The organism is Paenibacillus stellifer (assembly GCF_000758685.1).
GTDB lineage: Bacteria > Bacillota > Bacilli > Paenibacillales > Paenibacillaceae > Paenibacillus_AQ > Paenibacillus_AQ stellifer.
In genome coordinates, this window is record NZ_CP009286.1 from 2,964,798 (window position 1) to 2,978,669 (window position 13,872).

The window sequence follows — 13,872 nt, forward strand, 5'->3', positions numbered from 1 at the left end:
AAAAAATTTCAATGATTTTTCCTAACAATGAATTGATTTTCATAGAGGGATATAGTAGCTTTAAAGAGAAGTAAAAAATTCCATTTGAAGAGGAGAGATTGGTATGGAACAAATGTGTATGCAGATGATGGGGGCAATGTGTATGGAGGATATGATGAGCAAGATGAAATGCATGAAAATGTGCATGGAAAAGATGTCCGAGATGGACATGCCCATGGACACAGAAATGATGATGTCTAAAATGCAGGAATGCGACGAAATGATGACAATGATGATGAAAATGATGCGCGACATGATGCAGACTTCAAAATAAGAAGCATCGTACTAAATACGCAGCAAGTCATACGCCTAACAAGATACGAGTATGTAAATTGCTTGTGATTCTTGGGCTGAGCAGACAACTGCATGCCTGTCTTATAAGTGATACCTCAGCTTACCCTTCCTTATAGAACCCCTGGATTTTCTTCGATGCAGCAATACGCGCCAGTTTCAATTCCCAAATTTCTTCAATCCATTTACTCTTCATTCCGGCATTCGGGACTTCCCGAAGATTCGAGAACAACGCAAGCAACTGATCATTGATCCGGTCAAAATCCTTCCACAGTTCCTGCAGTTCTTCATTTCTATCGTAGCCTTCGCCAGCAACAGTTAATTCCGACAAAATCTCAAGAATATCGGACTGCCACTGAACATCGCCAATCTGCTTCGCATAATTCAACAAGTCCAGATAATCGTCAACCCGGCGGGCGGGAAAGATGGTTTGATTGCTGTATCCCATAACTGTTTCTCCTTAAGTGCTCTTTACCTAGTATTATACTCGGCTTTATTGGAAAAACAATAGGTTTTTTTGAAATTCACAAAAACGGCTTACGCCGTTCTTGCTTTTTTTCTGCGTGATGCTATCCACTTATCCAAATAGTATGTGATACCGGAAAATACAGCCATTATTCCTGTATAGGTGAACAGAACCATATACCAGCTTTCGCCGCCGGATTCACGACCGCCAAACCCGCCTCCTCCTTCACGTTTCCTAAATTCGCCTTTGTCTCCCATTCCATTGCCTTCGGTTGAACCGTTTACCGTCCCTTGGAAGGAATTGGCCGCTGAATCCGGCGCCTTCCGGAATTGTGACCGGTCCATGCCTCCATGTTCCATAGCGCCTTTGCCAGATGCGGCCGAAACCGTGAACAGGCCCTGAACCATCTGCAGCTTGGAGAGATAATTCGTCTGATAAGCTTGAAAGGCGCCAAACACAAGCACCAGCACCGCTGTACCTGTCATTAATGCTCTGGAGAGCGGTTGGGGCATTTTCATATGCAGCAGCTTCTGTGTAACCTTGATCACCCAATGCCAGTGGATACCGATGTGTACGCCGATCAATCCAAGCGCCAGATAGGCGACGGCCATGTGGGCGATCTTGAACCAATTCTCATTCATAAATTGAAAATTCGGCAGCACTACTCTGGATATGACCAGTCCGCTAAAGATGACGAGTGACATGGAGAGCAGCAGCAGCACGTTCAGCAAGTAGCTGAATCTTGTCCGGGCTGGAAGGGACTTGTCAAAGAGGCGGACCGTAATTTTCTGAACAAACTTCCAATTGAGCGCAATATGGACCACAAAAGCAAATCCGATCGCAATTCCGGCAATTTCGTGAAAGGCCAGTCCGCCGAGCACTCTCGTGTTGTAAAGGAGGGCAAACGTGATCCCCATCAGAAGGTCCAGCGCCAGTTTTACATACGACTTCTTATTCTTCTTCATCTTCGTCTCCACCTAAAAGTATGTATTTGTTGAGAAACCGTCCCAATCAAAGTCGATTACCCTCAACGAAGCCATCTTAATGTCGTTTGGTGAAAATTCGGTGAATTGGCGCAGCCGAAATGCTGCTTATACGTCATGTCTTGTGTATGCTTCGAAATTCGATAGGCGTCATCCCCTCCTGGCTGCGAAAGCACTTGCTGAAGTAGCTGGTCTGGGAGAAGCCGGTCTCCAGCGCGATCTGCTTGACCGGAAGACCGGTGGAAGCAAGCAGCTGCTTCGCCTTCAGCATCCGGCATTCCAGCAGAAAGTCCGAAAACGACATGCCGAAGATCACATTGAACATCCGGCTGAAGTAGTGGGTGCTGTAACCGGCGATGGACGCCGCTTGCTGCAGACTGACCGGTTCATTACAGTGGGCGCGGATAAAGTTCGCTGCCGCCCGTATTTTATCAGCGGCTATGTTGACCGGCTCATTCAAACGGGCTGCCCCGGATTGCAGCCGGGTCAAGAGCCCGTATAACGTCGAAGCAACTGCGAATTCGTTATCCACTTCAAAGTTCCTGCCCAATTGCAGCATCGTCTCCACCAAAGTCTCGAACGGGGAAATGTCCGCTACACCGAACAGCCAAGGCTCGTCAAGCCCTTTGCCATCCAGAAGCTCCTCCAGATGAATTCCGTAGAAATGCACCCAGCGGATGTCCCACGGATCATGGTGATCCGAACGGTAAATTTGCCGCATTCCTGGACCGTACAAAAAGCCCTGTCCCCGGGTTAATTCATAAGTCCTGTTGTCGGTGTCCAGATAGCCTTTGCCAGATAGCACAAGATGCAGATTATAACGTTGGTCCAGATTGTTTTCTGTTGTACGGTACATCCGGTTAACGCTGTGTTCGGGATATTCGTTGTACCCTCCGACAAAGTCGGGATAGCATACATGTCTTGGGAATACAGGTTTGGGAAAAAAGATATGCTCTCTCATCTGGCACCTCGCATCAACACAATATTATTACAATGGCTTTTAATAAAATCTTGAATGCATTACATTATGAATTTCTTCGATGACAATATATTAATACATATCGCATCTTTTTGCCGTTCCTTTATAGTCCTCTGTCCACTAGAATGAAGTCGAGAATATGACAGGAGGCAGAACTGGATGTCCAAATCGATACAGCTAAACGAATTAACGCTTGGCGTTTGTTATTATCCGGAGCATTGGCCGGAGGCATTCTGGGAGGACGATTTCCGGAGAATGCGGGAGATGAATATCTCGGTGATCCGGATGGCGGAATTTGCCTGGGCGATGCTGGAACCGGAGGAGGGACGGTTTGATTTCAGTTTTTTTCAAAAAGTCCTGGATTTGGCGCATAACTATGGATTAACAGTCATTATGGGGACTCCGACCGCTACGCCGCCCGCTTGGTTGACACATAAGTATCCTGAAGTTCTGAATGCCAACGTGGAAGGTGTGTTGTACAGACACGGCATGCGGCGTCATTACAATTACAGCAGTCCGGTATACATAGAGTTGTGCAGCCGGATCGTGCGAAATATGGCCTACGCCTACAAGGATCATCCCGCCGTCATCGGCTGGCAGATTGATAACGAGCTGAACTGCGAGATGAATGTCTTCTACGCAGAAGCGGATCATACCGCGTTCCGGGAATGGCTGAAGCAGCGTTACGGTTCGCTGGACCGCTTGAATCAGGCGTGGGGAACCGTGTTCTGGAGCCAGACCTATACCGATTGGGAGCAGATTTATCTTACCCGTCCTCTGGTCAGCAGTTCGCCGAATCCGCATCTGGCGCTGGATGAGAAGCGCTTCATATCCGCGAATACGATTTCGTTCGCCAAGCTCCAGGCCGATATTATCCGCGAGTTGGCGCCGCAGCATTGGATTACGACAAACGGGATGTTCGGACATCTGGACAGCCATGAACTGACCGACCAGGCGCTGGATTTCTTCTCATACGATTCGTATCCCCAGTTCTCGACGATCTTTCCCGGTGATGACGAGCAGCCGCTGAAAGACCGATCCTGGAGCATGAATCTCTCCATCGTCCGGTCAGTCTCGCCGAATTTCTGCGTCATGGAGCAGCAGTCCGGTCCGGGCGGCTGGGTGGACCGCATCGGGATGGGATCACCGAGACCCGGACAAATCCGGCTCTGGACCTATCAATCAGTTCTGCACGGAGCCGATCTGCTGCTGTATTTCCGCTGGCGTACGGCTACGTTCGGCACTGAAATCTACTGGCATGGCATCAACGACTATCACAACCGGCCCAACCGGAGGGTGAAGGAAGTCGCGCAGGTAGGCGGTGAGTTCGCCAAAATCGGCGCAGCGATAGCCGGAACGAAATACAAGGCGGAAGTCGCCATTTTGCAGGACTATGATAATATTTGGGATGGAGAACTGGATTCATGGCATGGAGCGCTGAATTGGCAGAGCAAGCTCTCATGGTTCAAGCAGCTTCAGTATCGCCATATTCCGGTGGATCTCGTTACGCTGCGGCCCGGGACATCGCTTGACGACTTGACTCCTTACAAAGTGATCGTCTATCCGCATGCGGCAATCATGACCGACGAAACGGCAGACCTTCTAAGCCGGTATGTGGAGCAGGGCGGACAGCTCTTCTTCGGAGCGCGCACCGGTTACAAAAATCTGGACGGCCACTGCAAGATGGACCCGTTCCCGGGACCGGTTGCCGGATTATGCGGGATCACGGTCGAGGATTTCACCTTAATCAAGGGCAGCGTAGCTCCTGCAGAGCTGAAATCGGAAGTTCTGTCCCTTCCGGCAGGCGCAACTGCAGCAGGCTTCAACGAGGTGCTGGCCATTTCGGATGAAGCGACAGAAGTGATCGCCGAATATGCGTCCGAATACTACGCGGGCAGCCCCGCATTTACACGCCGTGCGTATGGTCAAGGCCATGCCTGGTACTTCGGCGCTGCATTCAGCGAACAGGTGGCCGGTGCTCTGATCGAGAAGCTGGGTCTGACCTCTCCCGCCGCAGACCTCGTGACCTCACCCGCTGAGGTTGAGCTGGGAATCCGGGCGGCTGACGGGAAGCAGTATCTTTTTGCGCTGAATTATTCGGACAAGCCAGTTCTCGTGCAGCTTAATCAAGCAGCCAAGGATCTGTTAAGCGAAGCCCTCATGGAGCATGAGGTTGAGATGCCGCCGTATGGCGTACTGGTCCTGGAAATACTGAACTCATAACGGCATCTGAACATTTTATTAATATCATCAAAAGACGTAAGCCCTTGGATATCCAGGGGCTTTGTTCTGTTCTGCCGAGGCAGCACATCAGCAATCGCGTCTTAATGCAATCTTAATGTCAGGCCGAAACTTGTAATACGATGCTGATTTTGCACATGCTATACTAACACTTATTAGAAGTGTAATGAGGATAGCGGAAAGCGGGCTTAAGATGACAGCGAAAAAAAAGTACGGCGGTGTCCAGCCCGTGCGGCTGGATGATCAGCCCGCAGCAGCCAAAGGGCGGGGGAAGCTGAGTATATTTATCGGCTATGCGCCGGGCGTCGGCAAAACCAGCGCCATGCTGAGCGCAGCCCAGGAGGAACATAAAGACGGAATCGATGTCGTTGCAGGCTTCGTTGACGCTCACTCAAGGCCCGATACGACCGCTCTTGTTGAAGGTCTGGAGCAGCTGACGCCAAGGATACTCTCCGGGCAGGGAAGCCCCGTCCATGAATTTGACCTGGATCGCGCGCTAAGCCGAGGGCCCGAGATTCTGCTGCTGGATGATCTGGCTCACAGCAACGCGGCGGGATGCCGTCACAAGAAGCGGTATCTGGACGTGGAGGAGCTGCTCCGGGCAGGCATCGATGTCTATACGACACTCAATGTACAGCAGATCGAGAGCCTGGCTGATATTGTAGCCGCAATAACCGGATTCCCTGTTCAGGAACGTATACCGGACAGCGTATTTGACAGCGCGGATCAGGTGAAATTGGTCGATATCGAACCGGATGATTTGATCGACAGGCTGAATAAAGGCAAGATATATCCCGATATTGAAGCGCAGCGGGCCGCAGAGGTGCTGTTCACCAGGGAAAAACTGACTGCTCTGCGCGAAATCGCGCTTCGCAGCACCGCAAGCCAACTGAACCGGATCGCGATCCAAATTAGCGAGCAGGCTTCCAGAAATGAATACGATACTAAGGATCATATCTTGGTCTGCCTCTCTTCGGCGGAGTCCAATAAGAAAGTAATCCGTACGGCGGCGAGAATGGCAGAAGCCTTTCACGGACGCTTCACCGCATTATTCGTAGAGACGCCGGAGACGATGGCGCTGAGCGCCAAGAACAAAGAAGAGCTGAGAAGCAATCTGAGACTGGCGGAACAGTTGGGCGCCCAGATTGCAACCGTATATGGCGAAGACATTCCCGCCCAGATTGCGGAATACGTCAAGACCAGCCAGGTATCCAAAATTGTATTGGGCCGCTCGCCTAATAAAAAGAGAGGGTTCGCAAAAGCAAGCGTGGTCGATAAATTGACGGCGCTCGTGCCGGGTGTCGAGACGTACATCATTCCGTACCAGCAGCCTGCCGGTTCAGGAAAGCTATCGAGGCACTCCAAGCCGCTCCGTCTGTCTCCGGCCGACCTAGGCAAGACAGCGGTCATCATCGCTGGCTGTACCCTGATCGGACTTGACTTTCAATACCTGGAAGTAAAAGAAGCGAATATCATTACGGTGTATATACTCGGCGTCCTGCTCAATGCGATGATCACGAAAGGACGGCTGTACAGCGTAGTGTCTTCGTTACTGAGCGTGCTGGTGTTCAATTACTTTTTTACGAAGCCCTATTATTCGCTGAGAGTGTACGATTCCGGCTATCCGGTGACTTTCCTTGTCATGCTGGCGGCTTCCTTTCTGACGAGCACGCTGACGATGCGGGTGCGGGATCAAGCGCGCCAATCCGCGCAGAAGGCTTACCGCACAGAGGTTCTGCTTGAGACAAGCCGGAATTTGCAGCAGGCCCAGGACTTTCAGGCGATTGTCGGCGAAACAGCGCGGCAGATGGTGAAGCTGTTGGACCGGACGGTTATTTTCTATACCGCTTCGGATGTTGGGCTTTCCAAGCCGATGATCTATCTCAAGAACGATTTGTCCAGCCTTCCGGACATCTATATCGATGAGAATGAACGGGCGGTCGCCGATTGGGTCTATACCAATAACAAACGCGCCGGTGCGACTACGGATACCTTCTTCGGCGCCCGCTGCCTGTATCATGCCGTGCGCGGCGGAGAAACGGTCTTTGCGGTTGCCGGAGTCGTAATGGAGCAGGAAGAGCCGCTGGACGTTTTTGAGAAAAGTCTATTGATTGCGATGCTCGGGGAATGCGCACTGGCTCTTGAGAAAGACAGGCTTAACGAGAAGCAGCAGGAGATCTCGATGCAGATTCGGCAGGAACAGCTGCGAGCCAACCTGCTCCGGGGCATTTCCCATGATCTGCGCACTCCGCTTACGAGCATCACCGGAAATGCGGGAATCCTTATCGGAAATTCCGGCGTGCTGAGCGACGAGCAGAAGACAAGCCTCTATACAGATATTTACGACGATTCGATGTGGCTGATCAATCTGGTGGAGAACCTGCTCTCCATCAGCCGGATCGAGAACGATTCGATCCACTTGAATTTGCAGGCGGAATTGGTCGATGAAGTCATTTCCGAAGCTCTGCTTCATTTGAACCGTAACCGAGAGAAGCATATCATTGAGACGGATGTGGAAGATGAACTGCTCATGGCCCGGATGGACCCCCGCCTCATTATTCAAGTGCTGATCAATCTGGTGGACAATGCCATAACCTACACCCAGGTTGGTTCCCGCATCAGGATTTCGGCAAGGCGTGAGGGGCGATGGGTGAATATTGAAGTGGCTGACGACGGGCCCGGTATTACGGATGATACGAAAACCCGTCTGTTCGAGATGTTCTATACGGCGAACAATATTCGCGGGGACGGGCGCCGGGGCCTCGGCCTTGGTCTTTCTCTGTGCAAATCTATTGTCAACGCTCATGGCGGTACGATAAATGTCAGAGATCAGGTTCCAAGAGGAGCCGTGTTTTATTTTACCCTACAGGCGGCAGAGGTGAATGTGTATGAATAAACCCTTTATACTGGTCGTGGAGGACGACAGACCGATCCGCAAGCTGATCACGACTACACTGGAAACCCAGGGCTATCGGTATCATACGGCGGAGACGGGCGAAGCCTCGATCATCGAGGCGGTATCCCGGCAGCCGGATTTGATGATCCTGGATTTGGGTCTGCCCGACATGGATGGAGTGGATATCATCCGGAAAGTGCGGGCCTGGTCGAACCTGCCCATTATCGTAGTCAGCGCCCGCAGCGAGGACCGCGACAAGATCGAGGCGCTGGATGCAGGCGCGGACGATTACCTGACCAAGCCGTTCAGCGTGGAAGAATTGCTGGCAAGACTTCGCGTCAGTCTGCGGCGAATCCGCTATGACAGCGAGAAGCTGATGAAGGATGCATCCACCTTCGTGAACGGTCCCCTTAAGATCGACTATTCGGCGGGATGCGTCTGGCTGGACGATGAGGAAATTCATTTGACGCCAAGTGAATACAAGCTTCTATGCTTATTGGCCAAAAATGTGGGCAAAGTGCTGACGCATAATTATATCCTGCATGCCATCTGGGGCAATCATCCTTACGATGTCCCGGCGCTTCGCGTATTTATGGCGACGCTGCGCAAAAAAATTGAAGTCACGCCTGCGCATCCGAAGCTGATTCAGACCCATATCGGAATCGGATACCGTATGATTCAGGTCGGCGACTAAGGCGAATAAGGCCGATTAGTCATAAGCTATTATTACATTTATATCGAATCTCTTGAGGTTACATCGAATCTTACTAAGAGGCCATGCTCATCTAGAGCCTGGTCTTTTTGGCATGGAGTTTGAGCTGCTTCGATCTTAAGGCGATCTTAATTCCATTCATCCAGACTCTAATCCTAAACTAACGGCCGGAGTGTTACGCTGAATGCCGTAATCATGTAGATAACAGGGGAGAGAGGAAGATGAATGGATTTTTTAAGCTGACGGGTATAATTGCGCTGATTGTGGTGTTTCTGTATCTGGTCAAAAAATTCTGGGATAAACGGTACTTCGATAAGCTGACCGAAGGCGGAATCTATGAAGATCGTATCGTCTATCAGGCGGCCGAGCAGTTTGCCAAAGGTGTGCCTGCGGAACGGATTATGGAATTGCTGCTTACCAGTTACGAATTCAACGAAGCGATGGCCCAGGATACACTGCGAATGGCGCTGCCACACCGCAAAGACGGTGACGGAGGTTATCAGGGCTTTATTCAGGCTGCCAATCAGGTGCTGGGGGACGAAGTGTATTTTTGAAATCTTAATGCGATCTTAATCTCTTGCCGCTAGATTCTAATCCTGAATTAATGACGGAAATGCTACGCTTAATCCCATAAAGAAACCATACGCAAGAATAACAAGGAGGAAGAATTCCATGCTGGATGTCTACATGGTTGCCGCGCTGCTCGTGCTCGTCCTGCTCATGATCGGACTTGAACGATGGGCAGTCCGCACGGGTGAAGAGGGGAGCGAACGCTGATGATTTGGGGATTGTTCGTCGTCATCGCCGCACTTCTGCTCTATTTGACCTACGCGCTTATTAATCCGGAACGTTTTTAGGGTAACTCCAGGAGGGATTTCCAGTGACCATGATTTCTTATCTCGCAATCGCAGTAACTCTATTAATAGCCTTTCTGCTGGCGCGTCCTGCGGGGCTGTATATGGCGAAGGTGTTCGATTATGAAGCAACGGGGCTTGACCGGTGGTTCGGATGGATCGAGAAGCCGCTCTACAAGATAGGGGGCATTCGGCAGGAGAACCAGACGTGGAAGCAATATGCGATAGCGCTCGTTCTCAGCAACACCGTTATGATTTTGCTCGTCTATCTGATCTTCCGTCTGCAGGGCGTGCTGCCGCTTAATCCAAGCGGAATTCAGTCGATGGAACCGACGCTTGCCTTCAATACGGCGATCAGCTTCATGACGAATACGAATCTGCAGCATTACAGCGGCGAGAGCGGCCTGTCATACTTATCCCAAATGATTGCCATCGTCTTCATGATGTTTGCCGCTCCGGCATCCGCACTCGCTGGCGCCATCGCCTTCATTCGCGGGCTTTCGGGCAAGCCGCTGGGCAACTTCTTCGCCGATATGATCCGCTGCATTACCCGCATCCTGCTGCCGATATCCTTCGTGCTTGCCCTGGTCTTCGTCGCGATGGGCGTCCCGCAGACGCTGCATGGAACGGCAATGGCAACCACGCTAGAGGGAGCAGCGCAGGAAATTGCCAGAGGGCCTGTGGCCTCGTTCCTGTCGATCAAGGAGCTCGGGAATAACGGCGGCGGATTCTTCGGCGTCAACTCGGCGCATCCCTTTGAGAATCCAAGCGGGCTGAGCAACTTTATTCAGATTATCCTGATGCTGCTGCTGCCAGCTTCACTGCCTTTCACCTATGGCAAAATGGTGGGCAACAAGAAGCAGGGCCGCGTTCTCTTCGTATCCATGATCGTGATGCTGATCGTTCTGCTGAGCACATCTCTGGCGAGCGAAAACGCAGGCAACCCGGTGATCAACGCGATGGGCGTTCAGCATAATCAAGGCTCCATGGAGGGAAAAGAGGTGCGTTTCGGTGTAGCCGAATCCGCTCTGTATTCGGTCGTAACGACAGCCTCAGAGACGGGCGCGGTCAATACGATGCATGATTCACTGACGCCTCTCGGCGGCCTGGTTACGCTTGGCAATATGATGCTCAACACGGTGTTCGGCGGGGTGGGCGCCGGATTTATCAACGTGCTGATGTACGCTATGATCGCTGTCTTCCTCTCCGGTCTAATGGTCGGACGGACGCCGGAGTTTCTCGGCAAGAAGATTGAGGGCAAGGAGATGAAGCTGATTGCCGTTACGCTGATCATTAACCCGCTGCTGATCCTGCTGCCTACCGCCCTGGCGCTGTACGCTCATCCAGATACGATCTCGAATCCCGGTTATCACGGATTATCTCAGGCTCTGTATGAATATACATCCGCTGCTGCTAACAACGGATCAGGATTCGAAGGGCTTGGAGACGCCAATCCGTTCTGGAACATATCCACTGGCATCGTAATGTTCCTGGGACGTTACTTCTCCGTCATAACAATGCTGGCAGTTGCTGGCTCTCTGGCGTCCAAGAAGAGTGTACCGGAGACAGCGGGGACGTTCCGGACGGACAACGCCTTGTTCGGAACCGTGTTTATCGGAGCGGTCCTCATTGTAGGAGCGCTGACATTCTTCCCGGCCGTTGCACTCGGACCGATTGCCGAATATTTGACGCTGAAACCATAGAGCTACCCGGATGGAGGAAACAATCGTATGAGCAAACGTAAAAGCGTGTTAACGCGTGATATTGTGAGTCAGGCGGTCAAACAGTCATTTATTAAACTTGATCCTAGGATTATGCTGCGGAACCCCGTTATGTTCGTCGTGGAAGCCGGATTTCTAATCACGGTGTTCCTGCTGTTCGTGCCGGATGCCTTCGGCGTGAGCGTATCAACGGGCTTCAATATTTCCGTCGCTCTCATTCTTCTCTTTACGCTGCTGTTCGCCAACTTTGCGGAGGCACTGGCCGAGGGAAGAGGGAAGGCGCAGGCGGATTCGCTTAAGAAGACCAAGAAAGAGATTATGGCTAACAAAATAACCGGACAGGGCGTCAAGCAGGTGCCTTCCACCGAGCTGCGCAAAGGCGACGTGGTCGTTGTCATCCAGGGCGAGATGATTCCCGGCGACGGCGAAGTTATTGAGGGCTTGGCTTCGGTTGACGAATCGGCTATTACCGGCGAGTCTGCACCAGTTATTAAGGAAGCGGGAGGCGACTTCAGCTCGGTTACCGGTGGAACCAAGGTGATCAGCGACCGGATCAAGGTGCGGATCACCAGCGATCCCGGCGAGTCCTTTCTGGACCGGATGATTTCGCTGGTTGAGGGTGCCAAACGGCAAAAGACGCCCAATGAAATCGCCTTGAACACCGTTTTGGTGAGTTTGACCATCATTTTTCTGCTTGTGGTGATCACTCTGCCGTTCTATGCCGATTATCTGGGTATTCAGCTTCAGGTTCCCGTCCTGATCGCACTTCTCGTATGTCTGATCCCGACGACGATCGGCGGACTGCTGTCCGCAATCGGGATTGCGGGGATGGACCGCGTCACCCAGTTCAATGTGCTGGCGATGTCCGGCAAGGCTGTCGAAGCGTCGGGCGATATCAACACCATTATTCTTGATAAAACGGGCACGATTACTTACGGCAACCGCATGGCCAGCGAGTTCGTTCCGGTCGGCAATTACAGCGCTCAGGAAGTGGGCGTATGGGCCGCAGTCAGCTCGGTTCAGGACGAGACGCCGGAGGGCCGCTCCGTGCTGGAGCTGCTGAACAAGCAGGGCTTGTCGTTCCCCCAGAGTGTGGCGGAAGGCGCTGACTTTATCGAATTCAAGGCGGAGACCCGTATGAGCGGCGTTGATCTGAAGGATGGCCGGAAGGTCAGAAAAGGTGCGGTCGATGCCGTCAAGATGTGGGTAGCGGATCAGGGAGGCGTCATTCCCTCCGGGCTGCAGGAGAACAGCAACGCTATCGCCACCGCTGGAGGCACACCCTTGGCGGTGGCCGTGGATCAGACGATATACGGGCTGATTTATTTGAAGGATACCGTCAAGCCGGGGATGAGAGAACGCTTCGATCAGATGCGGAAGATGGGCATCAAGACGATCATGTGTACGGGCGACAACCCGCTGACGGCTGCGACGATCGCCGCGGAGGCGGGTGTGGACGCTTTTATCGCCGAGAGCAAGCCGGAGGATAAAATCGCGGTTATCCGCCGCGAGCAGGCGGAAGGGAAGCTGGTCGCCATGACAGGCGATGGAACGAATGATGCTCCGGCACTGGCGCAGGCGGATGTCGGGATCGCCATGAACAGCGGGACGGTTGCGGCCAAGGAGGCGGCCAACATGGTCGATCTGGATTCCGACCCCTCGAAGATCATTGAGGTTGTGTCGATCGGGAAGCAGCTGCTGATGACGCGCGGAGCGCTAACGACATTCAGCATTGCGAACGATATCGCCAAGTATTTCGCCATCATTCCCGCAATGTTCATGGTGGCGATTCCCGAGATGAAGGTGCTGAACATTATGGGGCTGCATTCGCCGATGTCGGCCATCCTGTCGGCTCTTATCTTTAATGCCATCATAATCCCTCTGCTGATCCCTCTGGCGATGAAGGGAGTCGCCTACAAGCCGATGAGTTCATCCCGGCTGCTGAGCCGCAACCTGCTGGTCTACGGCCTGGGCGGAATTATCGCACCGTTTATCGGCATCAAGCTGATCGACCTGCTCGTTCAATTTATGGTTTAGGAGATGACCAATAGATGAAGACTACAGCCATGAAGACGATTATCATAACAGTCAGAACGAGCATCCTGCTCATGGTTCTTATACTCGTGTATCAATTGGCGGTAACGGGCATTGCGCAAGCAGCAATGCCGCATAAGGCGAACGGAAGCCTGATCTACGACGGAAAGAAGCTGATCGGCTCCGAGCTGATCGGACAATCATTCACCTCGCCGAGATATTTTCAAGGAAGAGTCTCCAGCATTGACTACAACGCTGCGTCTTCAGGTACACCGAACTACGCTCCTTCCAATCCCGATATGCTGAAACGGGTTCAGGATTCCATTACGCAGTGGAAAGCCAATAACCCGGATGTGCCTCTCCGGCAGCTGCCTATCGATCTCATTTCGAATTCAGGCTCCGGCCTGGACCCGGATATTTCACCCGCTTCGGCCCGCGCCCAGATTCCGAGAATCAGCAGCCTGACCGGAATTCCGGCGGAACAACTGGAGCAATTGGTGAAGGAGCATACGGCCGGACGCGATCTTGGGCTCTTTGGCGAAGAACATGTTAATGTGCTGAAGCTGAACATCGCGTTGTCGAAATTGCCGGCGAACAAGCATTAATGAAGTGCATAAGCCCTGTCTGCCTACATGAGCAGACAGGGCCGATTGCCG

Annotated in this window: 12 protein-coding genes; 9 read left to right on the plus strand and 3 right to left on the minus strand. The window is 52.3% G+C overall.

From position 1 onward, the window contains the following. The first annotated feature begins 103 nt into the window (after window positions 1–103). Window positions 104–313, plus strand: a complete 210-nt coding sequence (locus PSTEL_RS13585) for a hypothetical protein (RefSeq protein ID WP_038696062.1) — start codon at window positions 104–106, stop codon at window positions 311–313. A 120-nt stretch (window positions 314–433) separates the two neighbouring features. Here the strand turns inward: PSTEL_RS13585 and PSTEL_RS13590 are convergent, their stop codons facing one another. The 3 genes from PSTEL_RS13590 to PSTEL_RS13600 form a co-directional block, all read right to left on the minus strand. After that, window positions 434–778 (minus strand): hypothetical protein, encoded by a 345-nt coding sequence (locus PSTEL_RS13590; protein WP_052098454.1) that lies wholly within the window; start codon window positions 776–778, stop codon window positions 434–436. An 89-nt stretch (window positions 779–867) separates the two neighbouring features. Further along, the gene (locus PSTEL_RS13595; protein WP_038696064.1) at window positions 868–1,761 is read right to left on the minus strand and encodes a DUF4405 domain-containing protein; all 894 of its coding nucleotides are present in this window, start codon (window positions 1,759–1,761) and stop codon (window positions 868–870) included. Window positions 1,762–1,894: 133 nt separating this feature from the next. Next, window positions 1,895–2,740, minus strand: coding sequence for an AraC family transcriptional regulator (locus tag PSTEL_RS13600; protein ID WP_038696066.1), 846 nt, complete (start codon window positions 2,738–2,740; stop codon window positions 1,895–1,897). A gap of 177 nt (window positions 2,741–2,917) precedes the next feature. Between PSTEL_RS13600 and PSTEL_RS13605 the strand changes: the two genes are divergently transcribed. The 8 genes from PSTEL_RS13605 to kdpC all read left to right on the plus strand — a co-directional run bounded on the left by PSTEL_RS13605 (window position 2,918) and on the right by kdpC (window position 13,821). Next, the gene (locus PSTEL_RS13605; RefSeq protein WP_038696068.1) at window positions 2,918–4,981 is read left to right on the plus strand and encodes a beta-galactosidase; all 2,064 of its coding nucleotides are present in this window, start codon (window positions 2,918–2,920) and stop codon (window positions 4,979–4,981) included. Window positions 4,982–5,192: 211 nt separating this feature from the next. Then, window positions 5,193–7,895, plus strand: a complete 2,703-nt coding sequence (locus tag PSTEL_RS13610; protein ID WP_052098455.1) for a sensor histidine kinase — start codon at window positions 5,193–5,195, stop codon at window positions 7,893–7,895. Next, window positions 7,888–8,589, plus strand: coding sequence for a response regulator (locus tag PSTEL_RS13615; RefSeq protein WP_038696070.1), 702 nt, complete (start codon window positions 7,888–7,890; stop codon window positions 8,587–8,589). The genes PSTEL_RS13610 and PSTEL_RS13615 overlap by 8 nt, the downstream gene beginning before the upstream one ends. Window positions 8,590–8,828: 239 nt before the next feature. Beyond that, a complete protein-coding gene (locus tag PSTEL_RS13620) occupies window positions 8,829–9,161 on the plus strand; it encodes a hypothetical protein (RefSeq protein WP_038696073.1) in 333 nt (110 codons plus the stop codon). A 222-nt stretch (window positions 9,162–9,383) separates the two neighbouring features. Further along, window positions 9,384–9,464 (plus strand): K(+)-transporting ATPase subunit F, encoded by an 81-nt coding sequence (gene kdpF, locus PSTEL_RS28950; RefSeq protein WP_084065071.1) that lies wholly within the window; start codon window positions 9,384–9,386, stop codon window positions 9,462–9,464. Between the two features lie 32 nt (window positions 9,465–9,496). After that, window positions 9,497–11,164: a potassium-transporting ATPase subunit KdpA gene (gene kdpA / locus PSTEL_RS13625; RefSeq protein ID WP_038700886.1), complete on the plus strand. Its 1,668-nt coding sequence runs from the start codon at window positions 9,497–9,499 to the stop codon at window positions 11,162–11,164. Between the two features lie 27 nt (window positions 11,165–11,191). Further along, on the plus strand, window positions 11,192–13,219 hold the full coding sequence (gene kdpB / locus PSTEL_RS13630; protein ID WP_038696075.1) for a potassium-transporting ATPase subunit KdpB: 2,028 nt from the start codon (window positions 11,192–11,194) through the stop codon (window positions 13,217–13,219). Between the two features lie 14 nt (window positions 13,220–13,233). After that, on the plus strand, window positions 13,234–13,821 hold the full coding sequence (kdpC, locus tag PSTEL_RS13635) for a potassium-transporting ATPase subunit KdpC (RefSeq protein WP_245624951.1): 588 nt from the start codon (window positions 13,234–13,236) through the stop codon (window positions 13,819–13,821). Window positions 13,822–13,872: the final 51 nt, after the last annotated feature.

Excerpts from the sequence above, each read along its gene's own strand:
- PSTEL_RS13585 (WP_038696062.1), top strand. The coding sequence starts at position 104 with ATGGAACAAATGTGTATGCAGATGATGGGGGCAATGTGTATGGAGGAT.
- PSTEL_RS13590 (WP_052098454.1), bottom strand. The coding sequence starts at position 778 with ATGGGATACAGCAATCAAACCATCTTTCCCGCCCGCCGGGTTGACGAT.
- PSTEL_RS13595 (WP_038696064.1), bottom strand. The coding sequence starts at position 1,761 with ATGAAGAAGAATAAGAAGTCGTATGTAAAACTGGCGCTGGACCTTCTG.
- PSTEL_RS13600 (WP_038696066.1), bottom strand. The coding sequence starts at position 2,740 with ATGAGAGAGCATATCTTTTTTCCCAAACCTGTATTCCCAAGACATGTA.
- PSTEL_RS13605 (WP_038696068.1), top strand. The coding sequence starts at position 2,918 with ATGTCCAAATCGATACAGCTAAACGAATTAACGCTTGGCGTTTGTTAT.
- PSTEL_RS13610 (WP_052098455.1), top strand. The coding sequence starts at position 5,193 with ATGACAGCGAAAAAAAAGTACGGCGGTGTCCAGCCCGTGCGGCTGGAT.
- PSTEL_RS13615 (WP_038696070.1), top strand. The coding sequence starts at position 7,888 with ATGAATAAACCCTTTATACTGGTCGTGGAGGACGACAGACCGATCCGC.
- PSTEL_RS13620 (WP_038696073.1), top strand. The coding sequence starts at position 8,829 with ATGAATGGATTTTTTAAGCTGACGGGTATAATTGCGCTGATTGTGGTG.
- kdpF (WP_084065071.1), top strand. The coding sequence starts at position 9,384 with ATGATTTGGGGATTGTTCGTCGTCATCGCCGCACTTCTGCTCTATTTG.
- kdpB (WP_038696075.1), top strand. The coding sequence starts at position 11,192 with ATGAGCAAACGTAAAAGCGTGTTAACGCGTGATATTGTGAGTCAGGCG.
- kdpC (WP_245624951.1), top strand. The coding sequence starts at position 13,234 with ATGAAGACTACAGCCATGAAGACGATTATCATAACAGTCAGAACGAGC.